Raw genomic sequence first — 23,409 nt, 5'->3', positions numbered from 1 at the left:
GTGACATACTGGCCGCTGACCGACCGCGAAAGGATGCTGGATGGCGACCATGCGCGATGTAGCGCACCGGGCGGGGGTGAGCGCCAAGACGGTTTCGCGCGTGGTCAACAACGACCGTTACGTCTCCGCGGACGTCCGGGAACGAGTCGAGCGGGCGATCGACGAGCTGCAATACGTGCCCAACATGCTCGCTGTGACCTTTCGTAGCGGTCGCGACGCAGCCATCGGCGTCGCGGTACCCGGCGTCGCCGACCCGTTCTTCGCCAGCATCATCGGCGCCGTCGAGCGCGAGGCGAGCAGGCGAGGCGTCGCGGTCATCGTGACCGCCGTCGGCTGGGAGCCCTCGCACGAGCAACAGTCGATCGAAGCCGTCTTGAAGCGTCAGGTCGCGGGAATGATCATCTGCCCCGTCGGCAGGGACATGTCGTACCTGCGGCCATGGCAGAAGCGCACCCCACTGGTGTTCGTCGACCGGGAACCGGGCCGGCTGACCGCCGACACCGTACTGCAGGACGACGTCGGCGGTGGGTATGACGCTGCGCGGCACCTGATTTCGCACGGACATCGGGCCATCGCCTTCATGGGTGACGACACCGTGACGGGGCTGTTGCGGCTCAAGGGTTTACAGAATGCGCTGGACGAGGCCGGTCTGCCGCAACGCCCCGACCTCACACATGTCGGCGCCATCGACGCGTCGACGTTGACGGCCGAGTTGCGTCGCATGCTGGTTGCACCGGGCCCGCCGAGCGCGGTGTTCTCATCGAACGCCCGCGTCACGATAGCCATCGTTACGGCACTGCAGACATTGCGGCGCAAGGACATTGGAATAGTGGGCTTCGGCGACTTTCCCACCGCCGCGGCGTTGAAACCCGCTGTCACGGTCATCCATCAGGACGGCGACGAGATGGGACGTTTTGCCGCCGACCGGCTCTTCACGCGACTGGACCATCCCACCCGGCGACTGCGAAGGCAGACAATTCTGCCGGTTTCACTCGTGACGCGGGCATCGTGTGCGATGCCCGGCGAAAGGGTGCGCGCCGGACACCCGGACGTGGTCAGCCCCGCAGCGTCGTGACGATGGTCGGCCGCCGCGGCGGACCGTGTTCGAGCAAGCCCAGAACGGCGTCGACGTCGGTATGCGCCGTCAGCAGATCGGCCATCACGTCGAGCTGCGCGTCGCGGCGCGCCGCCACGTCGATTTCGTCGGCGACGATGAATCCCGGCTTTCCCACCTCTGTAAGCCACTCGCGGCGGAAGTCGTTGTTATCCAACACTCCGTGCCAGTGCGTTCCGTAGACGTGTCCGCTCCGGATACCGACAGCCAGCCAGTCGTCCTCGGTGTGGCGCTGCAGTTGGCCGTGGTGGATTTCGTAGCCCTGCAGTGGGGTTTCCCAGTGCCGCAACGTCTTCTGGGGCGCAAACGCGATGTCGGCGTCGAGCAGCGCGAGGCCTTCGACCGCGCCGGCCTTGGACTCCACCGGATCATCGATACGCGCACACAGCATCTGGAATCCGCCGCAGATGCCCAGCACCGGCTTGCCCGCTGTGGCGTGGGTGACGATGCCGTCGGCGAGCCCGCGCTCGCGCAGCCAGACCAGGTCGGAGACGGTGGCCTTACTGCCCGGGAGCACCACCACGTCAGCGTCGGCGAGGTCGGCGACATCGGTCACCCACCGCACCAGCACACCGGGTTCGCAGGCCAGCGCCTCGACGTCGGTGGAATTCGAGATGCGGGGCAGCCGGATCGCGGCCACCCTCAGCCAGTCTGTACCCCGCGGTGGCTGAGGAGCACCGAGCGAGCCGTGCACGGACAACGAGTCCTCGGTGTCCAGCCACAGGCCGTCGGTGTAGGGAATGACGCCGTAGGTGGGGCGGCCGGTCAGCTGTCGCAGTTGCTCGAGTCCTGGGGCGAGCAGGCCGGGATCGCCGCGGAACTTGTTGACCACGAAGCCAGAGATCAGTCGCTGGTCGTCGGGTTCAAGCACCGCGAGGGTGCCGTGCAGGTGGGCCAGCAGCCCACCGCGGTCGATGTCACCCACCACGATGACGGGCAGCTCCGCAGCGCGCGCCAGTCCCATATTCGCCAGATCGGTTGCCCGCAGATTGATCTCGGCGGGTGAGCCGGCCCCTTCGCAGATCACCGCGTCGAATTCGCTTCGCAGCGAATGTAATTCGTCGGCCACAACGGCGGCGAGCCGGGCGCGATGGGTGAAGTAGTCTCCTGCGCCGACGGTGTCAACGACCTGACCGCGCAGCACCAGCTGTGAGGTGCGATCGCTGCCCGGCTTGAGCAGGATGGGATTGAAGCGGACGCTGGGTGGCAGACCGGCGGCGCGGGCCTGCATGGCCTGCGCTCGGCCGATCTCCCCGCCCTCGACGGTGACGGCCGAATTGTTGGACATATTCTGCGCCTTGAACGGCGCTACCCGAATACCCTTGCGCGCCAACAGCCGACACAGCCCCGCAACGACCATGGATTTCCCGGCGTCCGACGTGGTGCCAGCGACCAGCAGCGCGCCGTTGGTGGTCACTTTTCTCCCGCGAGCAGACGCAAAGTGCCCCTTTTTCTCGGCGTGTCGGGGCAGTTTGCGTCTGCTCACGGGGGAAGTCTCACAGCTGGGTCAGGATCTCCGCGCCGTCGTCGGTGACCACCAGGGTGTGCTCGAACTGCGCGGTCCACTTCTTGTCGACGGTGGCGACAGTCCAACCGTCGTCCCAGATCTCGTAGTCCAGTGCGCCGAGGTTGATCATCGGCTCGATGGTGAACGTCATCCCTGGCTCCAACACGGTCTCGACAGCAGGCTGATCGTAGTGCAGCACCACCAACCCGTTGTGAAAGGTGGTGCCGATGCCGTGTCCGGTGAAATCACGAACGACGTTGTAGCCGAACCGATTTGCATACGACTCGATGACCCGGCCGACGACGGAGAGCTGCCTGCCCGGTTTGACGGCCTTGATCGCGCGCATCGTCGCCTCGTGGGTGCGCTCGACGAGCAGGCGATGCTCCTCGGACACGTTGCCCGCCAGGAAGGTGGCGTTGGTGTCGCCGTGCACCCCGTCGAGATAAGCGGTGACGTCGATGTTGACGATGTCGCCGTCCTCGATGACCGTCGAGTCCGGGATGCCGTGGCAGATGATCTCGTTCAGCGACGTGCAGCAGGACTTCGGGTAGCCCTTGTAGCCGAGCGTCGATGGGTAGGCCCCGTGGTCGATCATGTACTCGTGGGCGATGCGGTCCAACTCATCGGTGGTAACCCCGGGAGCTACGGCCTTACCCGCCTCGGTAAGCGCGCCCGCGGCGATGCGGCCCGCGACACGCATCTTCTCGATCACCTCGGGCGTCTGTACCCACGGCTCGCTGCCCTCTTTGACGGTCGGCTTCCACGCGTATTCCGGAAGTGCGATCGAACGGGGCACCGGCAGCGTCGGTGAGACCACGCCGGGGCGAAGGGCGGTGCGAACAGGCATGACGCCAGAGTAGCTGCAGCCTGTAGGTGGCAGAAACCGACAGCGACCCCGAGCGGCGCTCGACTGGACGAGCCGCTCAAGTAGCGCGGCCGAACCGAAATGATCGGCGTGGTCCGCGGATGTCGACCGATCCGCACACCACTTTGCCGGTGAGGATGACGTGTGGCCTGCCTTCGGCGGGCGCATCCTTGCGGTGGTCGTGCGCGCTGCCGACAATGACTTCGACGTCGTCGATCGATGCGCTCGCACCATCAGGCAGTCGCAGATCCAACCCGCCGAACTTCAGGTCGAGTTCCACGACGACCATCGGGCCTGCGAACCGCGCCCGGGTCAGGTCCAAATCCACTGAGCCCATCCGCCGGTGCAGGGCCAGCCGGGTCGGCACGATCCACTCCCCCTGGCGCTTGAGCGAGCCCAGCACCCCGCGAAGCTCCACCCGGTCGGTGGCGGTGGTGACGATCGCGCCCGGTCCTGGCAGGTCGCCGACGAGCGAGTCCAGATCGGTGCGCAGCCTGGCCTGCGACACCAGCGCTGAGCGCTCCTCGAACTCGTCGATGTCGATCAGTCCGAGCGCGACAGCATTGTGCAGCCGCCGCAACGTGCCGTTGCGGTCCGCATCCGAGATGCGCATCGCGTATTCACCGTTGATGTCCGTCATAGCCGCAACCAACGGTACCGCCGGCGCAATCCACTCAGGCCAGATAGTCCGGCGGTAGCTGACCGAACATGCCCTTGAGCATCCGCACCGCGTACTCCGACGACCCGCCGCCGACGATCAGCGCCGCGAACGCCATGTCCCCGCGGTACCCGGCGAACCACGCGTGCGAGCCACCGTTGAATTCCGCCTCACCGGTCTTGCCGCGCACGTCGCCGGAACCATCGAGATCCTTGGCGGTGCCGTTGGTGACCACCAGCCGCATCATCGGTCGCAGCCCGTCGAGCATCTTCGGCGTGATCGGGGTGCGGTCCCCCGTGATGACGGTATGTCGACCCTCAATCAGTTGCGGCACAGGCGTTTTCCCTGCGGCGACGGTCGCGGCGGCCAACGCCATCCCGAACGGGCTGACCAACACCTTGCCCTGGCCGAAACCGTCCTCGGTGCGCTCGGCCAGGTTCACCGTCGGCGGAACAGAACCGGAAACCGTACTGATGCCCTCGATCTGGTAGTCGGGGCCGATCCCGTACTGCGCCGCAGCCATCGTCAACCCGCGCGGCGGCATCCTGCTCGCAAGCTCCGCGAACGTGGTGTTGCACGAACTCGCGAACGCCCGCGACATCGGCACCGTGCCGAGGTCGAAGCCGCCGTAGTTCGGGATGGTGCGTTGGCCGATGTCGATCGTCCCCGGGCAGCCAAGCAGTGTGTTGGGGGTGGCCATATCGCGGTCGATGGCAGCGCCCGCGGTGATGATCTTGAACGTCGACCCGGGTGGGTACAGACCGGTGGTCGCGAGCGGTCCCTCCGTGTCGGCAGAGCCGTTCTGCGCAACGGCCAGGATCTCCCCCGTCGACGGCTTGATCACGACGATCATCGCCTTCTTGCCGGTCGTGTTGACGGCGCCCTGCGCCGCGTTCTGCACGGCCCGATCCAGGCTGATGGTGACCGACGGCGCAGGTGCTCCCGCGACCTCGTTGAGCACGTCGACGTCGGCACCGTTCTGGTTCAAGCTGACGACCCGCCAGCCGGCCTGGCCGTCGAGATCGTCGAGCACCGCGCTCTTGACCTGATTGATGATGTCGGGCGCGAACGAGTCGTCAGTGGGCAGCAAGTCGGCCTGGGGCGTCACCACGACACCGGGCAGCGCCCCGATCGCGCCGGCCACCCGATCGTGGTCGGACTGGCGCAACGTGATCAGGCTCAGCGGGGTCTTCGACGAGCTGGCCTGTTCGGCCAGCCGCTGCGGATCCAGCGTGTTGTCGAACGGCCGCAGCGCGTCGGCCACCGCTCTGGCTGTCGACATCAGTGCTGCGCCAGCCGATTTCGCGTCCAGCTCAAAGTGATAGAGGTTGCCGGGCACCAACACGTCGGTGCCACCATGCTCGTTGACCGACGCCCGACGCGGCGGGTCGGCGCGCAGCGCGAAGGTCTGGTGTTCGCCGAGTCGCGGGTGCAACCCGGTGGTGCTCCACCGGACCTCCCACTTGCCTTCCTCGCGCACCATGTTCAGCTGCCCGTCGTAGGTCCACGTCCGATTCTTCGGCAGGTGCCAGGTGTAGCGGTAAGCAATGCTGCCGGTGTCCTCGGCGTACTTAGAGCCGAGGATCTGCGCGTCCAACCGCTTGGCCTGCAGCCCGGCCCACGCCTCGTTGAGCGCCGCCCTGGCGTCGGCCGGTTTGTCGGCCAGCTCCGCGGCGGCCGCGGTGTCGCCAGTCGCCAGCGCGGCGAAAAACTTCTCGGCGATCGGTTCGGGGCCGTTCGGTTTCGGGGTGCACGCGTTGAGCGTCACTGCCAGGGTCACGACCGTCAGCAGAGTGGTCGCACGTGTTGCAATTGAGAGCGATGTTGCCATTGAGGCTGATGTTACGAACCTGAGACCTGAATCGCGTGGAGGCGCACCGAATTCTGCGTCAGGGTCGCGATCCTTCGAATTCCACGACCCTCAGGCAGAAATCGGCGGTGCTCAGGAGCCGGCGGCAGGGGCACGCACTACCAGTGGCACCGCCGGGAAGTACGCGGCCATCTCCGAGCGTGATTTGCGCAGCGCTGCCGTGCCGTAGCCCTGCTTGCGGTAGGCGGGGTGGATCCAGACCCGGACGTTGACCTCACCGCTGGACAACTCGCCGAACACCATGCCGACCTTGTCGGAACCGTCGATGGCCACCAGCCACGCTGCCTCTTCGGCGTCGACCCGGCCCAGGGCAGCGCGAATCTCGTCGTCGAGGTCACCGGGAGGCGCGCCCGAGCCGTCGCCGGCCGCGCGTACATCGTCGGTACGCGCGGCGAAGAGGTCGCGGTCCTTGTCCGCCGCGAACGGGCGCAGCACCAGGTTGTTGCCGAGGCTCGCTTGATGTTCAGCCATGAAACTGAGTTGGCTGTTGAGGTCCTCGAGTTCGGCCGCGATCCTGTCTCGCGAGACCCTTGTGAGCCGGTCGAACGACAACCGGAGCACCGCTTCGGCGGCGACCTGCGACGTGCCGACGAGGGTGGCGATCGCCTCGATCGCGGTGTCGTAGTCCTCTGATTCGACGACGGCGTCGAGCAGTTCGTGCCTGCATTCGAGCGCTCGTACCATTGCGCGGGCGATCTCCCTGCGCTCGACCTTGTTGTCCTGCTCCGTCATACCGGTCGACGTTAGTCCAGCAACACCGTGGAGAAGCTGCCGACCTGTTCGAATCCGATGCGCGCGTAGGTAGCGCGGGCGACGGTGTTGAAGTCGTTGACGTACAGGCTGGCGATGCGGCCGCTGCGCACCACCGCCGACGCGAGGGTGGCGGTGCCCGCGGTGCCGAGTCCGCGCCCGCGCCAATCAGGGTGTACCCAGACGCCCTGGATCTGCCCGACTGACGGCGACTGCGATCCGACTTCGGCCTTGAACACCACCTGGCCGCGCTCGAAGCGCGCCCATGCCCGGCCGGCGGCGATCAGGCCTGCGACGCGCCGCCGGTAGCCGCGGCCGCCGTCGCCGGTGCGCGGGTCGATGCCGACTTCGCCGATGAACATGTCGATGGCTGCCACCAGGTAGGCGTCGAGTTCGTCGACGCGCACCGGGCGCACCGCAGGATCCATCGACGATTGCGGTGCCCCGCTGAGGGCCATGAGCGGTTGATGTTCGCGGACGTCGCGCGCCGGACCCCACGCATGCTCGAGGCGCCGCCACATCGGCATCACGTATTCGGCGCGGCCCACCAGCGACGAGCAGCGGCGCGCGGTGCTCATTGCCTTGTCCGCAAAGGCATTTAGATCGGTGAGGTCACCGCGCAATGGGATCAGGTTCGCACCTGCGTAGCAGAGAGATTCGCTGACCCGTCGCCGCGTCCACAGCTCGCCGCCGATCGCGGACGGCTCGACGCCGTGCTCGGCGACCCGCGACGCCACCATGCAGCTACCGACGGGATCCTCGTCGAGCACCTGGCGTACCGCCGCAGCGTCACGCACCACCGACACCCGTCGCTCGTCGACGAGGCGGAATAGCGGCGGAGCCGACATGGAGACTCTTTCTAACCGTTCCCGGGGGCGGTGACCCCGCTCACAGGGTCATGCTCAGCTTACGGTCACAATCGGCGAACCGCTGGCAGATGTTTCGTCGCCGCGCTCTTCTGCAATCCGCAGGGCCTCTTCGATCAATGTCTCTACGATCTGCGCCTCCGGCACGGTCTTGATCACTTCGCCCTTGACGAAGATCTGCCCCTTGCCGTTGCCGGACGCGACGCCGAGGTCCGCCTCGCGCGCTTCGCCGGGTCCGTTGACAACGCAACCCATCACAGCAACGCGCAGCGGCACCTCCATGCCTTCCAGGCCGGCGCTGACTTCGTTGGCCAAGGTGTAGACGTCGACCTGCGCGCGTCCGCACGACGGACACGACACGATCTCCAGTTTTCGCGGCCGCAGGTTCAGCGACTCGAGAATCTGGTTGCCGACCTTGACCTCTTCGATCGGCGGCGCCGACAGCGACACCCGGATCGTGTCGCCGATGCCGCGCGACAGCAACGCCCCGAACGCGACCGCGGACTTGATGGTGCCCTGGAAGGCGGGGCCTGCCTCGGTGACACCGAGGTGAAGCGGGTAGTCGCACTGCGCGGCCAACTGCTCGTAGGCGGCGACCATGATCACCGGGTCGTTGTGCTTGACGCTGATCTTGATGTCGCCGAAGCCATGCTCCTCGAACAGCGAGGCCTCCCACAGCGCGGATTCGACGAGCGCCTCAGGCGTGGCCTTGCCGTACTTCTCCATGAACCGTTTGTCGAGGCTTCCGGCGTTGACCCCGATACGGATCGGGATGCCCGCGGCCCCCGCGGCCTTGGCCACTTCGGCCACCCGGCCGTCGAATTCCTTGATATTGCCGGGGTTTACGCGCACCGCGGCGCAGCCGGCGTCGATCGCGGCGAAGATGTACTTCGGCTGGAAGTGGATGTCGGCAATCACCGGGATCTGGCTGTGTTTGGCGATCTCGGACAGCGCGTCGGCGTCCTCCTGTCGCGGGCACGCCACCCGGACGATGTCGCAGCCGGACGCCGTCAGCTCGGCGATCTGCTGCAGCGTGGAGTTGATGTCGTGGGTCTTGGTGGTGCACATGGACTGCACCGCGATCGGATGGTCGCTGCCAACGCCGACGTTGCCGACCATCAGCTGGCGGGTCTTGCGACGCGGCGCAAGGGTGGGAACAGGCGGGGCCGGCATACCTAAGCCGACGGACATTTGTGTCTCCTACTGGAACGGTCTGATCGGGTTGACGAAGTCAGCGGTCACCGTCAGCGCCATATAGCCGATGACCACGACCAGGATGACGTAGGTGGCCGGCATGAGCTTGAGATAGTTCACCGGGGCCGCGGGCAGGATGCCGCGCGCCTTGCGAATCATATTGCGGATCTTCTCGAATACGGCAATCGCGATGTGTCCACCGTCGAACGGCAGCAGCGGCACCAGGTTGATGGCGCCGAGCACGAAGTTCAGCTGAGCCAGGAAGAACCAGAACGCCATGAAAAAGCCGTGCTCGAACGCGTCGCCGCCGATGATCGATGCGCCGACGACGCTGATCGGTGTCTCCGGATCGCGTTCGCCACCGCCGATGGAGTGCACCAGCGCGCCGATCTTGGTGGGGATCTTCGCCAGCGATTTGCCCAGTTCGACGGCCAGGTCGCCGGTGAACGCGACAGTGCCCGGTATTGCGGTGACCGGGTTGAACTGCTTGTACTTGACGGGGCCGAACTCGGCGGCAGAGATGCCGACGGCGGACACGGTGCTGGGTGCCTGCGCGTCCTTGGAGGTCCACCGCTGCGTGCGGGTGACGTCGACCATGGTGGTGAACTTGGTGCCGTCGCGTTCGACGACGAACTGCGCCGGCCCGTTCAGCGCGCGAACGGCGGCGACCATCTGATCGGGGTTGGAGACGTCCTTGTCGCCGACCTTGACGATGATGTCGCCCGCCTTGATGCCCGCCGCGGCCGCGGGTCCGATGCCCTCGCAATGGCCCATCTGGTCCTTGCTGAGTTGCGGTGCGACACAAGAGGTTTCGCTGACGTAGGCGGCGGGTTGGGGATGCAGGTTCGGCAGCCCCCACATCAACGCCATGCCGTAGATGAGTACCAGGCCGATGACGAAGTTCATGGCCGGGCCCGCAAACAGCACCAGCACCCGCTTCCAGGTCTTCTGCTTGTACATCGCGTAGGGCTGGTCCTCGGGGGCGATCTCGTCGATCGCGGTCATGCCCGCGATGTCGCAGAAGCCGCCGAGCGGTACGGCCTTGACGCCGTATTCGGTGTAACCGAGCTTGTTGGGCCGACGCGTCGACCACAGCGTCGGGCCGAAGCCGACGAAGTAGCGTCGCACCTTCATGCCGGTCGCGCGCGCCGCCCACATGTGCCCGCATTCGTGCAACGCCACCGACATCAAGATGAAGAGCGCGAACAGCGCGACGCCGATGATCCACATCATCATTTGGTGGTGACGACCTCCCGGGAAACTGCGCCCTTTGCCCGGTCGCGGGCCCAGTGTTGCGCATCAAGTACGTCTTCCACGGTAGCGGGTTGGGCGGCCCACTGGTCGGCAGCGCGCAGGACCTCGGCAATCGTCCGCACGATCGCGGGGAACCGGATCCGGCCGTCGAGGAACGCCGCGGCGGCCTCCTCGTTGGCGGCGTTGTAGACCGCGGTCAGGCAGCCGCCCTTCGTGCCCGCCGTTTTCGCCAGCTCCACGGCCGGAAACACTGCGGCATCCAGCGGCTCGAAATCCCAGGTCGAAGCTGTGGAGAAGTCACAGGCCAGGGCCGCGTTGGCGACCCGAGACGGCCAGCCAAGGGCAAGGGCGATGGGCAGCTTCATATCCGGCGGGCTGGCCTGCGCCAGCGTCGAGCCGTCGGTGAAGGTGACCATGGAGTGCACGATCGACTGCGGGTGGACCACGACTTCGATGCGGTCATACGGGATGCCGAACAGCAGGTGCGTCTCGATCAGCTCCAGACCCTTGTTCACCAGCGACGCCGAATTCAGCGTGTTCATCGGGCCCATCGACCAGGTGGGATGCGCGCCGGCCTGCTCGGGGGTAACGTCCTCGAGCCGCTCGGCCGGCCAGCCGCGGAACGGCCCGCCCGACGCGGTCAGCACGATCTTGGCCACCTCGTCGGGAGTACCGCCGCGTAGGCACTGCGCCATCGCGGAATGTTCGGAGTCGACGGGCACGATCTGGCCCGGCTTGGCGGCCTTGAGCACCAACGGCCCGCCGGCGACCAGCGACTCCTTGTTCGCCAGCGCCAGCCGTGCGCCGGTGCCGAGTGCGGCCAGGGTTGGCTTGAGCCCGAGCGCGCCGACCAGCGCGTTGAGCACCACGTCGGCTTCGGTGTTCTCGACGAGCTGGGTGGCGGCGTCGGGCCCGGCGTAGGTCACGTCGCCGACCTTGGCGGCCGCGGCGTCATCGGCAACGGCAATGTTCGTCACGCCGGTCTCGGCGCGCTGCTGGGCCAGCAGGTCCGGGTTACCGCCGCCCGCCGCCAGCCCGACGACCTCGAAGCGGTCGGGGTTGGCGGCGATGACGTCCAGCGCCTGGGTGCCGATCGAGCCGGTGCTGCCGAGTATCAGCACCCGGACGCGGTTGATTCCCCGGTCGCTTCGGTCCTGCCCGCCGGTACTCACCGACCCATTGTCCCGCATCCGCAACGCCCGCGAACGTGGGTTACCCGCACGCAAAAAGCCGCTGAGGCGTGCGGGTAACCCACGTTCGCGATTGGGAGAAAGGAAAGTGTGACGCAAATGTGACGTCAGCGGTCGGCTTCCATCCATGACGGGCCTCACGCCGAATCCCCTTCGTCAACACAAAGGCGGGCACCACGCCCGTCACGACAAGGGAGTCACAACGTCATGAAAATCATTCACCGTCAAGCAATCTCGGTGGCAGGCCTGACCGCGGTCGCGGTACTGGGCCTCTCGGCGTGTTCGAGCGACTCGTCCACTGCCGCTCCGGCGTCCGTCACCAGCTCGACGATGGCGGCCAGCAGCGCCGCGCCCAAGCCCATGGATCAGCCGATGGACCCCGGCGCCGGTCTGGTCGGACCGGGTTGCGCCGACTACGCCGCGCAGAACCCCACCGGCCCCGGCTCGGTGACCGGCATGGCGCAGGATCCGGTGGCGGTGGCGGCGTCGAACAACCCGCTGCTGACCACGCTGACCGCCGCCTTGTCGGGCAAGCTCAACCCCAACGTGAATCTCGTCGACACCCTCAACGGTAGCCAGTTCACGGTGTTCGCACCGACCGACGCGGCATTCGCGAAGATCGACCCGGCCACCATCGAGAAGCTGAAGACAGACTCGAATCTGCTAAGCAGCATCCTGACCTATCACGTGGTGCCCGGACAGGCGAGCCCCGCTCAGGTCGTCGGCATGCACAAGACCGTGCAGGGCGGCCAGGTCGACGTGACCGGCATGGGTAACAACCTGAAGGTCAACAACGCAGGCGTGGTGTGCGGCGGCGTCCGCACCGCCAACGCGACCGTGTATCTCATCGACACCGTCCTGATGCCCCCGGCCGCCTAGGCCCCGACTCCCCGAGCTGGGCCTCGCGCGAGCAGGCCCAGCTCGGCCATAAGAAGAGCGCCCCCATGTTCACACTCGCTCTCATCGGCTTTCTCGGTGGTGTGATCACCGGCATCTCGCCGTGCATCCTGCCGGTGCTGCCAGTCATCTTCTTCTCCGGCGCCCAGGCCGGCCAGCCGAAAGCGCGACCGTACCGCGTGATCGGCGGCCTGGTGCTGAGCTTCTCAATAGTCACGCTTGTCGGCTCGGCGCTGCTGTCGCTCCTGCACCTGCCGCAGGACGCGATCCGCTGGGTCGCGTTGGTGGCATTGGCGGCGATCGGCGTCGGCCTGATCTTCCCGAGAGTCGAAGCGCTGCTGGAGAAGCCGTTCTCACGGCTGCCGCAGAAGCAATTCGGTTCCGGCAGTGGCGGTTTCGGGCTCGGCCTGGCGCTTGGCGTGCTGTACGTGCCGTGCGCGGGCCCCGTGCTGGCGGCCATCGTGATCGCGGGCGCGACGGGCACCGTCGGTCTACCGACTGTGGCGCTCACACTGTCGTTCGCGGTCGGTGCCGCGCTGCCGCTGTTGTTCTTCGCGTTGGCAGGCCGCCGTGTCTCAGAACGCGTGGCGGCGTTTCGCCGACGCCAAGGCGAAATCCGAATCGCTGCAGGCATTGTCACGATCCTGCTCGCCGTGGCACTGGTGTTCAACCTGCCCGCCGCGCTGCAACGCGCGATCCCCGACTACACCGCCAAACTTCAGGAAACCGTCGGCGGCGACGCGCAACTGCGCGAAAAGCTCAACCTGGGCGGCCTTGTCAACGACCAGAACAAGGAGCTGTCCAACTGCACCAACGGCGCGCCCGAGCTGGAGAGCTGCGGTACCGCCCCCGACCTAACCGGGATCACCGGCTGGCTGAACACGCCGAACGGAGCCGCGGTCGACCTGAAATCGCGGCGGGGCAAGGTCGTTATCGTCGACTTCTGGGCATACTCGTGCATCAACTGCCAGCGCGCCATCCCCCACATCGTCGACTGGTATCACGCCTATAAGGACGCCGGCCTAGAGGTGATCGGTGTGCACACACCGGAGTACGCGTTCGAGCGCGTACCCGCCAACGTCGCCGGCGGCGCCAGAGATCTTGGCATCACCTATCCGGTCGCGCTCGATCCTAACTACTCGACGTGGAGCAACTACCGCAACCGGTATTGGCCCGCCAAGTATCTGATCGACGCCAACGGAACTGTGCGCCACATCAAATTCGGCGAGGGCGACTACGCGCAAACGGAAACCATTATCCGCCAACTGCTTTCCGACGCGCACCCGGGCATCAAACTGCCGGCTCCCACCGACGCCGCTGACACGACTCCGCCACCGGATCTGACGCCGGAGACCTATCTGGGCGTCGGCAAGGTGGTGAACTATGGCGGCACCGGTAGCTATGACGAGGGCGCAACGACCTACGAATATCCGACGCGCCTGCCCGACGACACGTTCGCCTACAAAGGCGATTGGAAGCTGGACTATCAGGGCGCGACGGCCAACGCTGCACACTCGAGCATCGAACTGAACTACCGCGCCCGCAACGTCTACCTGGTGATCGGTGGGACGGGCACGGTGACCGTCACCCGCGACGGCGAGTCCATGCAGATACCGGTCAGCGGTCCCCCTGCCCTGCGCCAGATTGCCGCCGACGACGAGGTCAATCGCAACACCCTCGAGGTGCAGTTGAGCCAAGGGCTGCAAGCGTTTTCATTCACCTTCGGGTAGGTCAGAGCGCACGGAAGTTCATCGCGACGCCGTTCATGCAGTAGCGCAGCCCGGTGGGCTGTGGACCGTCGTCGAACACATGGCCGAGGTGACCGCCGCAGCGCCGGCAGAGCACCTCGGTGCGAGCCATGCCGATGCTGTCGTCCTGGCGCTCCAGTACGGCACCGTCGAGCGGCCGCCAGAAACTCGGCCACCCGGTGCCGCTGTCGAACTTGGTGTCGGAGGAGAACAGGTCGAGCGCGCAACCCGCACAACTGAACACCCCATGCCTGTGCTCATCGTTGAGCGGGCTGCTGTACGGCATCTCGGTGCCTGCCCTGCGCAACACGTTGTACTGTTCGGCAGTCAACAGCTGCTTCCACTCGGCGTCGGTATGAGTCACCTCGAAATCGACCGCGGGACTGGCCACTGCCGACCGCGCGCACGCCGCGGCCCCAACGATGGTCGCCGACGCTGCGCCAACACCGACCAGGAACTGCCGTCGCGTCACACTCATCGGAGGAATCTACGCCCGAACCGGCGCGATAACCGTTGTTGTAGAAGCAGTGTCACAGTTCGGTAAGGAATGATCCGATCGTTTGCGCACTTATAGTCGCTAGCCTGAACCGATGAGGTTGACCGCCAAGACGGGCGGAATCGCCGCCCTGGCCGTGATGTTGGCACTGGGTTTCGCACTATTGCCCGCAGGCGCGGCGACACCCGTTCCGGCACCCGTGCTGGACGAGCCGGTGGGTAGCCGGGGGGCGAGCGAGACCGCGGTGCTGGCCGGCGGCTGCTTCTGGGGTGTTCAGGGCGTATTTCAACACGTGAAGGGCGTGTCGGCGGCGGTCTCCGGCTACGCGGGTGGCGACGCGTCGACCGCACAGTACGAGACGGTGAGCACGGGTAGCACCGGGCATGCCGAGTCCGTACGCATCACCTACGACCCCAGCCAAGTGACGTTCGGCGAGCTGCTGCACGTGTTCTTCGCCGTTGTCCATGATCCGACGGAACTGAACCGACAAGGACCCGACGTCGGCGAACAATATCGCTCGGCGATCTTTCCGCAGAACGATATGCAGCAGCGGGTTGCCGACACGTACATCGCTCAACTCAACCAGGCGAAAGTCTTCGATGGCACCGTGGTCACGCAGACCAAGAGAGACTCCGGGTTCTTCCCCGCCGAGGACTACCACCAGGATTACCTCAACTCGCATCCGACCGCGGCGTACATCGCGATCAACGACATGCCGAAGCTAGACGCGTTGCGGCAACAGTTTCCGCAGCTGTACCGCGATCAACCTGTGCTGGTGCACGCGGTCACCCACGGATAGCGGCGGACGGGTCGACGGTCGCCTCGATCTTGATGACGCGGTCGCCGCGCACCGTCAGCACGAGCACCACCGCGAGCCTGCGGTCCGTGAACCCCAGCACCTCGCCCGCAGGGCCAGCGACCAACGTCGCACCCTGGCCGAGGAAACGAAGAAGGTTGGGCGCCACCGTATCTCGCCCGTGGTTGACTTGCTGGGGCGCGCCGCCGACAAAGGTCGCCACCCCCCACACCGTGGGATCCAGCACTGCGGTCAAGGCGTGCAAGTCCCCGTTCGCGCAAGCGGTGATGAACTTCTCGGTGACGATCCGGTGCTCGACATCCGTCACATCGGCGGCCCGAGGCCTTGATCCCGCGGAATCAGCGAATTTCGCCCTCGCGCGTCTGGCAAGTTGACGACAGGTGCCGACCGGCCTGCCCACCGTCTCGGCGACGTCTTCGAACGACATCTGAAACACGTCGTGCAGGACGAACGCCACCCGCTCGCCGGGGCTCAACCGCCGCAATACCTCCAGCAGCGCGGAGCGGACCTCGTCGTCGAGCGTGACCCGGTCGGCGGGATCGGCGTCCCGCGACACGGCTGTGTCGAGAGCCCCTGACTCATCGGGTTGTTCGTGGCGGGCGCGCGCGGACCGCATCTGATCCAGGCACAGCCGTCCGGCGACCACTGTCAGCCACGCACGGACATCGTCGACTTGCGAGGCGCGTGACAGCCGAAGGAACGCCTCCTGTGCGACGTCCTCGGCCTCGCCCACGTCGCCGAGCATCTGGTAGGCGAGGTTCACCAGGTACGGGCGGTGGCTGCGCACCGCTGCTTCGACCGGGGGTGAAGAGCTCATGCAACTAAGACGACACGCGGCCCGAAAAAGTTACACCCGTCGCTGTGTAACTTTTCTCTACGCGACGCCGTCCTTGACTCCATGAACGCAATTCTCGTCACCGGCGCAACCGGCAATGTCGGCCGCCCACTCGTCAACGAACTCGCAACAGCCGGCATGGAGGTGCGCGCCGTCACCCGACAACCCGATGCCGCCCGCTTTCCCGATGGCGTCAAGGTGGTGGCCACTGCGGCAGAGGGTCTGCCCGGAGCCTCGGCGGTGTTCCTCAACTCCCGCGCGCTTGGCGACGAACTCGAGCCATTCATCCGTCAAGCCCGCTTCGAAGGTGTCACGCGACTCGTCGCGTTGTCGGCGATCAACGCCGACGACGATTTCTCACGTCAGCCGTCGCGGTTCCGCGACGACCGCAACAAGGAAGTCGAGCAGCTCGCCGTCGACTCCGGCTTGGAGTGGGTGAGCCTTCGCCCAACGGTGTTCATCACCAACTTCTTTGGTATGTGGGCGCCCCAGATTCAGGCGGGCGACGTGGTCAGCGGACCGTATGCGACGGCATCGACTGCACCGATCGTCGACCGTGACATCTCAGCCGTGGCGGCCAAGGCGTTGCTCACCGACGAGCTCGTCGGCCGCAAGATTCCGATGACGGGCCCGCAGGCGTTCACCAACACGGAGATGGTGGAGATCATCGGATCAGTGCTCGGCCGCCCCTTGCGCTATCAAGAGGTCCCTGCCGAGATGGTCCGTCAGCGCTTCATCGGGCTGGGCTTTGCACCTGAGTTCGCCGACGCGTACATCGCGTTTCTGGAGGCGACGGTATCTAAACCGGCGTTGGTCACCCACGAGGTGGAAAAGATCCTCGGCAGGCCCGCTGAGACGTTCGCCGACGCGGTGTCCGCCCACCAAGAGCTTTTCATCAAACAGTAAGGGAGACAAGCCATGTCCGAGTTCCGTCCGCCGCGGTATCTCAAGCCGATGAACAAGTTCATGATGGCCGTGCAGAAGCTCGGCATCCCGATCGGCCCGGCGATGGTTCTGACAGTCCCAGGACGGAAAACCGGGAAGCCGCGCAGCACGCCGATGACGCCGTTCGAGCATGACGGCGGCCTCTACGTCGTCGCGGGCTATCCAGGGGCCGACTGGGCGTCCAACGCGCGCGCTGCCGGTGCGGGGACGCTGTCGCGCGGACGCAAGTCGCGGCGCATAAAGATCGTCGAACTGAATCCGGCGCAGTCGCGGCCCGTGCTGCGGGCTTTCGCCGTCAAGGTGCCGGTCGGCGTCGGCTTCGCCAAACGCGCGGGCCTGGTGCGCGACGGCGCCCCCGAGGAGTTCGCGGATCTGGCCGGCAAACTCACGGTGTTCCGGTTCGACCCCGGCGACTAGCCTCATCCGTGTGGAGCTGACGACTGCCCGGCTGTCCTTGGTCCCATTGGATCCCGAACGCGACGCAGACGCAATGCATGCCGGCTATCGCGATCCAGACGTAATGCGTTGGTGGAACAGCCCGTTGCGCGTCGATGTCGCCGATACGCGGCGAGATCTGGCACGTCTGCTCGAAGGCGGCGGCAGCAGTCATCGAGTATGCGTTCGGACCGCTGGGTCTCGACCGGATTGAGGCGTGGGTAGAAAGCACCAACCTCCGATCGCTGGCCACCGCGCGCAGGGTCGGGCTCACTGAACACGGCCAGCTCGCGCAGCGGTATCCGCATCGCGAAACACCGCACGAATCAATCGTTCTCGGCCGGTCGCGCGACCCAGAGACCACCGCCGTACTCAATGTCGAAGCCACGCTTCCCGTACTCGACGTCGCCGCAGAACTCGATGTACTACGGGCCGTGCTCGGCGCCAGGGTGCTCTACGAGGTCGGTGATCCACCAGCCATGGTCGGTGTGGTCTTCGGTCCGTGGAGTGTCGGTCCTGGCCTGCGACTGGTGGTGGCGCGGTCACCGATCGCACCCATCACAGTGACTGTTGATGTCGGCACCGAGTTCGATTCGGCGCACCGCCGTGCGGCGGCCTCGGGAGCGGACATAGCCTCCGCTCCCGTCGAACAGCCTTGGGGCATGCGGGAGTTCGTCCTGCGCCTGTCGGACGGACATCAGCTGGTGGTGACCGGTCCGTCCTGAAGTGCGCGCTGAATAACGACGTCGCCGGAGGCCGTCCGTGCGTGCACGGTCAGCGTCTCGTCACCCTCGGCAGGACCGTCGGATTCGGTCAGGGAATTGCGGACTTCGCCGGACCTGGTGCGCAAATCGAGCTGGGCCGCGGTGCCTTCGGCGATACCGACGACGACCTCGCCGCTGGCGGCCTGCGCCGACACACCCCCGTTGACGGCGGCCGCGACATGGACATCGCCAGAAGCAGTCTGCGAATTGATGTTGCCGCGCAAACGCTTGACGGTCAGCGACCCGCTCGCGGCGCGGAATTTCACGTCGCCGTCGAGATCACCAATGACGGCGTCACCGGACGCCGTCGACACCGACGCTGACCCGCTGATGCCGTGCACCGAGACACCGCCGGATGCGCTGTCCGCCTTGAAGTTTCCCCTCACCGAACCGACCTCCAGGTCACCGCTGGCCGACGCAAACCTGCAATCGCCGAACTGACCGTCGGCGGTGATGTTCGCTGACGCGACCGACGCCGCGAGTTGTGAGCCGCGCGGTAGCGCAATGTCGACGACAACCGCTCCCCTAGGCGGAAAGGAGAAGCCGCGGTCGCTGGACACGCGCAGCGTGCCGTTGCTGAAGTCGACGCGCACCTGCTCGGCGGCCTTGACGTCGTGACTTCGGTTCTCGTCGCGCGGTCGCACGTCGACGACCGTGTCGTCGCGGTCAGTGGCGACCAGCCGCACGGAGCCCGCTGAGATCTCCACGGTCGCGGTGATGGGATGGGGCGTATCGAATTTCGGCATCGTTGTTACTCCTCATCGGTTTTCATGGACTAGCGAACCCAGCCGCTGATGTGCTTGCCAGAACCGCCTCGGGAACGTCTGGTGCCGCCGAGTGCCGCCGCGACCGCGCGGACGAGCCATGCGTTCACCGACAGCCCATCGCCGCGCGCAGCGGCGTCGACGCGGGCGCGCAGGTGTTCCGGCAGCCGAAGCGTCACCCGCCAGGTGGCGCCGTCGTCATCGGGTTCCGGGGTGACGACGGCGGGCGTCTCCGCATCAAGGCCGGACGACACCGTGAACTCGGGGTCGCGCCCACGCAGCCGAACATCGACCGAGCCGGGCGCGAGGTCGCGGGTGATCTGTTCGGCTGCCTCGGACAGCGCCTCGAGCACCGCCAGCCGGATCGCCGATTCCAGCGGTGCGGTCAATCGCTCGGCGAGTGCCTCCGCTTCCTGTCCGCCCGCGGCGGCCGCCACAGACAACTCGTGGCGCACCGCGTCCACATACGGCTGCAACTCCATGGTGTCATGGTGTCATCACTATGATGTCATCGCAAGCGTCAATCTGACGCAGGACTGTTGAGCTGCTCTATTAGGCCGTACAGGTCGAGTTGGCCGCGGTGTGCCACCAACGAATCGCCCTGGAATCGGTCGATGTGGATGCCCGCGATCGACACTTTGGTGCCTGTCGGCGCAATGCCTCGGAACTCACCGGTGTGGGTGCCGGTGAACCGGCACCGCGTGATGCCGTGGGAACCATCGACGAGGACTTCCTCAATTTCGTGGCGGCCATCCGGAAAGCCGCGAATGAACTCCTCCAGATTCGCGCGCCACTCGGCCCAGCCGAAGGGTTCCGAACTGCCGACCTCAACGACCAACCGGGGCGACACCAGGGCTTCGACCGTCGGCCAGTCCCGCCTGTCCAGCGCGGCGTAGAAGCACTCTACGAGTTCCCGGACCGCGTCATCCATCGAATCAGCCACGTGGCCAACGATATTTACCTGCGCACCTTGGCGATGATCGTTTCGGCGAACCGCTCGATCGGCTCGCGGTAGCGCTCGACACCGCCCTGCGGCAACTCCGTTCCCATCCACGGGGCGGACATCACCGCAGTGATGCCTGCCTCCTCGGCGCGCTTGTACAGATCGGGGGTCGGCGGCTGGAGCAGCGCCAGCACGATGTCGAACGGCTCGTTCTCGCGGCCGTATTCGCGGCGCAGCTTATTGAGCCTCTGTAGACGGCATTGGAGAAGCGCAGCCGCTGCGCCACCGCGACGATCTCGGTGGTCTTCATGAACGGCGTGCCGCTCCAAAATTCCATCTTGTTTCTCTATCGCGAAAATCGGGCAGCATCAATGGATGCCCACGCTGTTGTGGTTTCGGCGCGATCTGCGGCTGCACGACCTACCGCCGCTGCTCGACGCCGCGGCCTCAGATGGCGAAGTGCTGGCCTGCTATCTGCTGGACCCGCGGCTGACCGCGTCGGCCGGGCCGCGCCGACTCCAGTATCTGTACGACGCGCTGCGGGATCTCCACGAGTCCCTCGATGGGCGGCTGCATGTCACGCGCGGTCGGCCCGAGAAGGTCATTCCCAAGCTCGCCAAGGAAATTGGTGCCAGCTCGGTGCATGTGTCGGCAGACTATTCGCCATTTGGCCGGCGACGCGACGTCGCTGTTCGTAGTGCGCTGGGTGACGTGGCGCTCGAGGAAGCCGGTTCGCCATATTTGGTGTCCCCTGGCCGTGTCGCCAAGAGCGACGGCACGCCGTACAAGGTGTTCACCCCGTTTTTCGATGCGTGGCGACGGCACGGCTGGCGTCCGCCGGCCGACTCGGATGCCAACTCGGCGCGCTGGATCGAACCCGCCGACTTACCTGGCGGCGTGAACATCCCTGATTCCGGAGTGGAGTTGGAACTGCCTGCGGGCGAGACCGCGGCCCGCAAGCAATGGGCGAGATTCGTTGACGGCGGGCTGGAAGACTACGCCGACGACCGTGACCGCCCCGACCTCGACGCCACCAGCCGAATGTCGGCTCACCTGAAGTTCGGCACCATTCACCCGCGCACGATGGCCGCCGACGTGAACAGCGGCAAGGGCGCCCAGGCATTCCTGCGGGAGCTGGCATTCCGTGACTTCTACGCGGCGGTACTCCATGAGTGGCCCGATAGCGCGTGGTGGAACTGGAACAAATCGTTCGATGCGATCCAGGTCGACGAGGACCAAGAATTATTCGAGGCATGGAAGGCCGGCCGCACAGGTTTTCCCATTGTGGATGCCGGCATGCGCCAGCTCTCGCAGACCGGGTTCATGCACAACCGGGTGCGGATGATCGTCGCGTCGTTTTTGGTCAAGGATCTGCACCTGCCGTGGCAGTGGGGCGCGCGGTGGTTTCTGGAGCAGTTGGTGGACGGCGATATCGCCAACAATCAACACGGTTGGCAGTGGGCGGCCGGCTGTGGCACCGACGCCGCGCCGTACTTCCGGGTGTTCAACCCCGTTACACAGGGCAAGAAGTTCGACCCGGACGGCACCTACGTCCGACGGTGGGTGCCAGAGGTCGACGACGACAGCTATCCCGCCCCGATCGTCGACCACGCGGCGGAACGCAAGGAGGCGCTGCGACGCTACAGCGCTATCTGACCAGGAAGCCCGCGTCGACGGGAAGCTGGATGCCGGTGATGTAGCGACCCGACGGTCCGCAGAGGTAGAGCATCGCCTCACTGATGTCACCGGCCTCGATCAGCGGAACCGGCAGCAGATTTTCGAATGCCGCCGCGTACTCGGGCTGCTCTGCCAGCAACTGTTCGACTTGCGGATTGACGATCATCGCGCTGTTCAACCCTGTGGGGTGCACGGTGTTTACCCGAATATTCTTCTCGGCGAGCATGTTTGCGTAGCCGCGCATAATGCCGACCACCCCATGCTTGGCGGCCAAATAGCCGGCTCCACCGTGAGTCTTCTGACTGAGCTTCACGTGCATACCCGACAGCCCGGCCACCGAACTGGTGATCACGATGGCGCCGCCGTCTCCGCTTTCGATTAGTGCGGGCAGCGCCGCCTCGATCGTGTAGTACACCCCGTTGAGCATGACGGCGATGGCGTCGTCGAAAGCCGAAATCTGCTGTGCCTGTTCGCCGACCATCGGCAAGATCCCGGCGTTGGCGAGGACGAAGTCCAACCGCCCGAGTTCGGCAACACCGTTGGCGACCGCCGTCTTGAGCCGTTCGAAGTCGCGAACGTCACCCTGTTCGGCCACGATGCGGCGGCCGGTCTTCTCTACGAGGTTCACCGTTTCGTCGAGATCTTCCGGCGTTGCCATTTGGTAGGCGACGCTGTCGATCTGGTCGCACAGGTCGAACGCGATGATGTCGGCGCCAGCCTCGGCGAACCGAACGGCATGCGAACGGCCCTGCCCCCTGGCAGCGCCGGTGATGAAAGCGACTTTTCCCTCCAGTTGCAACGCCATGACGTTCCCCCTTCGGCGCGCAGACGACGTTACGCTCCGAGCGTCCGCGATGTCAGCAAACAGAAAACGGAAGGTCAACGGGGGTACGGCCGCGTGTAGTAGACCTGTGCCAGAATGTCTGCAGACTCAGCCCGACCATGAGGAGTAGCCGTGGCCAACACCGAGGTGGAACGACACACCGGCGTCGACGTCGAAGATGTGCCCTCCGCGGAATGGGGCTGGTCCAAGGAGAACCACAAGCTGATCCATATCGGCGGGCTGCTGTCGGCCGGCTTCCTGCTGCTGATGCTGAGGGGCAACCACGTCGGCCACGTCGAGGACGTCTTCCTGATCGCCTTCGCAATCCTTCTCGTCGTAGTGGTCGCGCGCGACTGGTGGCTGCGCCGGCGCGGCTGGATCCGGTAGCGCGCCCTCAGACTGAGTACAGCGGGCGGAATGCCCCCGACCCGATCCGGAACAGCGTCTCGCTCGAGGTGACCGCATCCGGCGAGACATCAGCGGCGACAAGTGCATGTGACTTGAAAGCCCGTGCGGCCGAACTCACCCGGTGGTAGACCGCGTCAGCCTGACGGCCGAGTTCAGCCGGCCATTGAGAACCCCACACCGTGACTTCGGTGAGTCCGCGCTTCAGCACATGAAGAACTTCGTCACGCACCTCTCGATCGGCGCCAAGGACTTCGGCGCTGACGGCGAGCGCACCGACGCGCGACGAGTTACGGACAATCGACAGGAAGCCCTCGTTCAGGTCGAGTGCCGTCGCACCCAGAATTGTCAGCGGTCGCGGGTCGCCGCCGTCGGCGACCATCACGTTGACATCCCAGCCTGCCCTCGCGCGGTCGCACAACCATCCGCCTGCAGACTGCACGACGTCCAGCGTCGACGTGGCGACGATGTTGAGTTGGTAGCGGAGCACCCTGCTCGCGGTCGCTCGATCGAACCCCGCAGCGGCTTTGTCGTCGGCGATGACGGTTCGGGTTGCCATCCCTAGAGCGTGACATTTTTGTCATGATCTGTA

At 65.9% G+C, this 23,409-nt stretch carries 26 protein-coding genes; 9 read left to right on the top strand and 17 right to left on the bottom strand.

Features of this window, described 5'->3' with window-relative positions; genetic code table 11:
• Positions 1 to 40 precede the first annotated feature (40 nt).
• On the top strand, positions 41 to 1,075 hold the full coding sequence (locus MYCSM_RS11640) for a LacI family DNA-binding transcriptional regulator (RefSeq protein WP_015306349.1): 1,035 nt from the start codon (positions 41 to 43) through the stop codon (positions 1,073 to 1,075).
• Here MYCSM_RS11640 and MYCSM_RS11635 read toward each other — a convergent pair.
• From MYCSM_RS11635 to dxr, 9 genes are all read right to left on the bottom strand, one after another.
• Entirely contained in the window at positions 1,056 to 2,531 is a 1,476-nt protein-coding gene (locus tag MYCSM_RS11635; protein ID WP_015306348.1) for a cobyric acid synthase, read from the bottom strand. The genes MYCSM_RS11640 and MYCSM_RS11635 overlap by 20 nt on opposite strands.
• Positions 2,532 to 2,610: 79 nt before the next feature.
• The gene (gene map, locus MYCSM_RS11630; protein ID WP_015306347.1) at positions 2,611 to 3,468 is read right to left on the bottom strand and encodes a type I methionyl aminopeptidase; all 858 of its coding nucleotides are present in this window, start codon (positions 3,466 to 3,468) and stop codon (positions 2,611 to 2,613) included.
• Positions 3,469 to 3,544: 76 nt separating this feature from the next.
• Positions 3,545 to 4,126, bottom strand: coding sequence for a DUF1707 SHOCT-like domain-containing protein (locus tag MYCSM_RS11625; RefSeq protein WP_015306346.1), 582 nt, complete (start codon positions 4,124 to 4,126; stop codon positions 3,545 to 3,547).
• 34 nt (positions 4,127 to 4,160) lie between these two features.
• Positions 4,161 to 5,975 (bottom strand): penicillin-binding transpeptidase domain-containing protein, encoded by a 1,815-nt coding sequence (locus MYCSM_RS11620; RefSeq protein WP_015306345.1) that lies wholly within the window; start codon positions 5,973 to 5,975, stop codon positions 4,161 to 4,163.
• 111 nt (positions 5,976 to 6,086) lie between these two features.
• Positions 6,087 to 6,746, bottom strand: a complete 660-nt coding sequence (locus MYCSM_RS11615) for a GNAT family N-acetyltransferase (RefSeq protein WP_015306344.1) — start codon at positions 6,744 to 6,746, stop codon at positions 6,087 to 6,089.
• Between the two features lie 11 nt (positions 6,747 to 6,757).
• Positions 6,758 to 7,612 (bottom strand): GNAT family N-acetyltransferase, encoded by an 855-nt coding sequence (locus MYCSM_RS11610; RefSeq protein ID WP_015306343.1) that lies wholly within the window; start codon positions 7,610 to 7,612, stop codon positions 6,758 to 6,760.
• A 54-nt stretch (positions 7,613 to 7,666) separates the two neighbouring features.
• A complete protein-coding gene (gene ispG / locus MYCSM_RS11605; RefSeq protein WP_015306342.1) occupies positions 7,667 to 8,821 on the bottom strand; it encodes a flavodoxin-dependent (E)-4-hydroxy-3-methylbut-2-enyl-diphosphate synthase in 1,155 nt (384 codons plus the stop codon).
• A gap of 9 nt (positions 8,822 to 8,830) precedes the next feature.
• The gene (locus MYCSM_RS11600) at positions 8,831 to 10,057 is read right to left on the bottom strand and encodes a M50 family metallopeptidase (protein WP_041313838.1); all 1,227 of its coding nucleotides are present in this window, start codon (positions 10,055 to 10,057) and stop codon (positions 8,831 to 8,833) included.
• Positions 10,057 to 11,268, bottom strand: coding sequence for a 1-deoxy-D-xylulose-5-phosphate reductoisomerase (gene dxr, locus MYCSM_RS11595; protein WP_015306340.1), 1,212 nt, complete (start codon positions 11,266 to 11,268; stop codon positions 10,057 to 10,059). The genes MYCSM_RS11600 and dxr overlap by 1 nt, the downstream gene beginning before the upstream one ends.
• A gap of 207 nt (positions 11,269 to 11,475) precedes the next feature.
• Between dxr and MYCSM_RS11590 the strand changes: the two genes are divergently transcribed.
• Entirely contained in the window at positions 11,476 to 12,147 is a 672-nt protein-coding gene (locus tag MYCSM_RS11590; protein WP_015306339.1) for a fasciclin domain-containing protein, read from the top strand.
• Between the two features lie 65 nt (positions 12,148 to 12,212).
• The gene (locus MYCSM_RS11585) at positions 12,213 to 13,895 is read left to right on the top strand and encodes a cytochrome c biogenesis protein DipZ (protein ID WP_015306338.1); all 1,683 of its coding nucleotides are present in this window, start codon (positions 12,213 to 12,215) and stop codon (positions 13,893 to 13,895) included.
• Between the two features lies 1 nt (position 13,896).
• Here MYCSM_RS11585 and msrB read toward each other — a convergent pair whose 3' ends face one another.
• Positions 13,897 to 14,391 (bottom strand): peptide-methionine (R)-S-oxide reductase MsrB, encoded by a 495-nt coding sequence (gene msrB, locus MYCSM_RS11580; protein WP_015306337.1) that lies wholly within the window; start codon positions 14,389 to 14,391, stop codon positions 13,897 to 13,899.
• A 112-nt stretch (positions 14,392 to 14,503) separates the two neighbouring features.
• Here msrB and msrA point away from each other — a divergent pair, with 112 nt between their 5' ends.
• Positions 14,504 to 15,208, top strand: coding sequence for a peptide-methionine (S)-S-oxide reductase MsrA (gene msrA / locus MYCSM_RS11575; RefSeq protein WP_015306336.1), 705 nt, complete (start codon positions 14,504 to 14,506; stop codon positions 15,206 to 15,208).
• Here the strand turns inward: msrA and sigI are convergent.
• The gene (gene sigI / locus MYCSM_RS11570; RefSeq protein WP_015306335.1) at positions 15,195 to 16,043 is read right to left on the bottom strand and encodes an RNA polymerase sigma factor SigI; all 849 of its coding nucleotides are present in this window, start codon (positions 16,041 to 16,043) and stop codon (positions 15,195 to 15,197) included. The genes msrA and sigI overlap by 14 nt on opposite strands.
• 81 nt (positions 16,044 to 16,124) lie before the next feature.
• Here sigI and MYCSM_RS11565 point away from each other — a divergent pair, with 81 nt between their 5' ends.
• The 3 genes from MYCSM_RS11565 to MYCSM_RS11555 all read left to right on the top strand — a co-directional run bounded on the left by MYCSM_RS11565 (position 16,125) and on the right by MYCSM_RS11555 (position 18,166).
• The gene (locus MYCSM_RS11565) at positions 16,125 to 16,967 is read left to right on the top strand and encodes an NmrA family NAD(P)-binding protein (RefSeq protein ID WP_015306334.1); all 843 of its coding nucleotides are present in this window, start codon (positions 16,125 to 16,127) and stop codon (positions 16,965 to 16,967) included.
• 12 nt (positions 16,968 to 16,979) lie between these two features.
• Positions 16,980 to 17,423, top strand: a complete 444-nt coding sequence (locus MYCSM_RS11560; RefSeq protein WP_015306333.1) for a nitroreductase family deazaflavin-dependent oxidoreductase — start codon at positions 16,980 to 16,982, stop codon at positions 17,421 to 17,423.
• Between the two features lie 134 nt (positions 17,424 to 17,557).
• Complete coding sequence (locus MYCSM_RS11555; protein ID WP_041311854.1) at positions 17,558 to 18,166, top strand: hypothetical protein; 609 nt, start codon at positions 17,558 to 17,560, stop codon at positions 18,164 to 18,166.
• Here the strand turns inward: MYCSM_RS11555 and MYCSM_RS11550 are convergent.
• The 4 genes from MYCSM_RS11550 to MYCSM_RS11535 are packed head-to-tail and all read right to left on the bottom strand — an operon-like array spanning position 18,139 to position 20,241.
• Entirely contained in the window at positions 18,139 to 18,951 is an 813-nt protein-coding gene (locus tag MYCSM_RS11550; RefSeq protein ID WP_015306332.1) for a DUF4097 family beta strand repeat-containing protein, read from the bottom strand. The genes MYCSM_RS11555 and MYCSM_RS11550 overlap by 28 nt on opposite strands.
• 29 nt (positions 18,952 to 18,980) lie before the next feature.
• Entirely contained in the window at positions 18,981 to 19,451 is a 471-nt protein-coding gene (locus MYCSM_RS11545; RefSeq protein ID WP_015306331.1) for a hypothetical protein, read from the bottom strand.
• Positions 19,452 to 19,489: 38 nt separating this feature from the next.
• Positions 19,490 to 19,912: an ester cyclase gene (locus tag MYCSM_RS11540; protein ID WP_232425758.1), complete on the bottom strand. Its 423-nt coding sequence runs from the start codon at positions 19,910 to 19,912 to the stop codon at positions 19,490 to 19,492.
• A gap of 14 nt (positions 19,913 to 19,926) precedes the next feature.
• On the bottom strand, positions 19,927 to 20,241 hold the full coding sequence (locus MYCSM_RS11535; protein ID WP_041311849.1) for a hypothetical protein: 315 nt from the start codon (positions 20,239 to 20,241) through the stop codon (positions 19,927 to 19,929).
• A gap of 46 nt (positions 20,242 to 20,287) precedes the next feature.
• On the opposite strand from MYCSM_RS11535, the gene MYCSM_RS11530 reads away from it, so the two are divergent.
• Positions 20,288 to 21,568: a cryptochrome/photolyase family protein gene (locus MYCSM_RS11530; protein WP_015306329.1), complete on the top strand. Its 1,281-nt coding sequence runs from the start codon at positions 20,288 to 20,290 to the stop codon at positions 21,566 to 21,568.
• Here the strand turns inward: MYCSM_RS11530 and MYCSM_RS11525 are convergent.
• Positions 21,561 to 22,394 (bottom strand): mycofactocin-coupled SDR family oxidoreductase, encoded by an 834-nt coding sequence (locus MYCSM_RS11525; protein WP_015306328.1) that lies wholly within the window; start codon positions 22,392 to 22,394, stop codon positions 21,561 to 21,563. The two genes, MYCSM_RS11530 and MYCSM_RS11525, sit on opposite strands and share 8 nt — an antisense overlap.
• A 150-nt stretch (positions 22,395 to 22,544) precedes the next feature.
• Here MYCSM_RS11525 and MYCSM_RS11520 point away from each other — a divergent pair, with 150 nt between their 5' ends.
• Positions 22,545 to 22,799: a DUF2631 domain-containing protein gene (locus MYCSM_RS11520; RefSeq protein WP_015306327.1), complete on the top strand. Its 255-nt coding sequence runs from the start codon at positions 22,545 to 22,547 to the stop codon at positions 22,797 to 22,799.
• Between the two features lie 7 nt (positions 22,800 to 22,806).
• Here the strand turns inward: MYCSM_RS11520 and MYCSM_RS11515 are convergent, their stop codons facing one another.
• A complete protein-coding gene (locus tag MYCSM_RS11515) occupies positions 22,807 to 23,376 on the bottom strand; it encodes a hypothetical protein (RefSeq protein ID WP_015306326.1) in 570 nt (189 codons plus the stop codon).
• Between the last annotated feature and the right edge of the window lie 33 nt (positions 23,377 to 23,409).

The organism is Mycobacterium sp. JS623, from assembly GCF_000328565.1.
Lineage (GTDB): Bacteria > Actinomycetota > Actinomycetes > Mycobacteriales > Mycobacteriaceae > Mycobacterium.
This window is presented reverse-complemented; position numbering and strand designations above follow the sequence as displayed.

What these genes read in the sequence shown, in the direction of transcription:
- MYCSM_RS11640 (WP_015306349.1), top strand. Translation starts at nt 41, where the DNA reads ATGGCGACCATGCGCGATGTAGCGCACCGGGCGGGGGTGAGCGCCAAG.
- map (WP_015306347.1), bottom strand. Translation starts at nt 3,468, where the DNA reads ATGCCTGTTCGCACCGCCCTTCGCCCCGGCGTGGTCTCACCGACGCTG.
- MYCSM_RS11625 (WP_015306346.1), bottom strand. Translation starts at nt 4,126, where the DNA reads ATGACGGACATCAACGGTGAATACGCGATGCGCATCTCGGATGCGGAC.
- MYCSM_RS11620 (WP_015306345.1), bottom strand. Translation starts at nt 5,975, where the DNA reads ATGGCAACATCGCTCTCAATTGCAACACGTGCGACCACTCTGCTGACG.
- MYCSM_RS11615 (WP_015306344.1), bottom strand. Translation starts at nt 6,746, where the DNA reads ATGACGGAGCAGGACAACAAGGTCGAGCGCAGGGAGATCGCCCGCGCA.
- MYCSM_RS11610 (WP_015306343.1), bottom strand. Translation starts at nt 7,612, where the DNA reads ATGTCGGCTCCGCCGCTATTCCGCCTCGTCGACGAGCGACGGGTGTCG.
- ispG (WP_015306342.1), bottom strand. Translation starts at nt 8,821, where the DNA reads ATGTCCGTCGGCTTAGGTATGCCGGCCCCGCCTGTTCCCACCCTTGCG.
- MYCSM_RS11600 (WP_041313838.1), bottom strand. Translation starts at nt 10,057, where the DNA reads ATGATGTGGATCATCGGCGTCGCGCTGTTCGCGCTCTTCATCTTGATG.
- dxr (WP_015306340.1), bottom strand. Translation starts at nt 11,268, where the DNA reads ATGCGGGACAATGGGTCGGTGAGTACCGGCGGGCAGGACCGAAGCGAC.
- MYCSM_RS11590 (WP_015306339.1), top strand. Translation starts at nt 11,476, where the DNA reads ATGAAAATCATTCACCGTCAAGCAATCTCGGTGGCAGGCCTGACCGCG.
- MYCSM_RS11585 (WP_015306338.1), top strand. Translation starts at nt 12,213, where the DNA reads ATGTTCACACTCGCTCTCATCGGCTTTCTCGGTGGTGTGATCACCGGC.
- msrB (WP_015306337.1), bottom strand. Translation starts at nt 14,391, where the DNA reads ATGAGTGTGACGCGACGGCAGTTCCTGGTCGGTGTTGGCGCAGCGTCG.
- msrA (WP_015306336.1), top strand. Translation starts at nt 14,504, where the DNA reads ATGAGGTTGACCGCCAAGACGGGCGGAATCGCCGCCCTGGCCGTGATG.
- sigI (WP_015306335.1), bottom strand. Translation starts at nt 16,043, where the DNA reads ATGAGCTCTTCACCCCCGGTCGAAGCAGCGGTGCGCAGCCACCGCCCG.
- MYCSM_RS11565 (WP_015306334.1), top strand. Translation starts at nt 16,125, where the DNA reads ATGAACGCAATTCTCGTCACCGGCGCAACCGGCAATGTCGGCCGCCCA.
- MYCSM_RS11560 (WP_015306333.1), top strand. Translation starts at nt 16,980, where the DNA reads ATGTCCGAGTTCCGTCCGCCGCGGTATCTCAAGCCGATGAACAAGTTC.
- MYCSM_RS11555 (WP_041311854.1), top strand. Translation starts at nt 17,558, where the DNA reads ATGTCGCCGATACGCGGCGAGATCTGGCACGTCTGCTCGAAGGCGGCG.
- MYCSM_RS11550 (WP_015306332.1), bottom strand. Translation starts at nt 18,951, where the DNA reads ATGCCGAAATTCGATACGCCCCATCCCATCACCGCGACCGTGGAGATC.
- MYCSM_RS11545 (WP_015306331.1), bottom strand. Translation starts at nt 19,451, where the DNA reads ATGGAGTTGCAGCCGTATGTGGACGCGGTGCGCCACGAGTTGTCTGTG.
- MYCSM_RS11530 (WP_015306329.1), top strand. Translation starts at nt 20,288, where the DNA reads ATGCCCACGCTGTTGTGGTTTCGGCGCGATCTGCGGCTGCACGACCTA.
- MYCSM_RS11525 (WP_015306328.1), bottom strand. Translation starts at nt 22,394, where the DNA reads ATGGCGTTGCAACTGGAGGGAAAAGTCGCTTTCATCACCGGCGCTGCC.
- MYCSM_RS11515 (WP_015306326.1), bottom strand. Translation starts at nt 23,376, where the DNA reads ATGGCAACCCGAACCGTCATCGCCGACGACAAAGCCGCTGCGGGGTTC.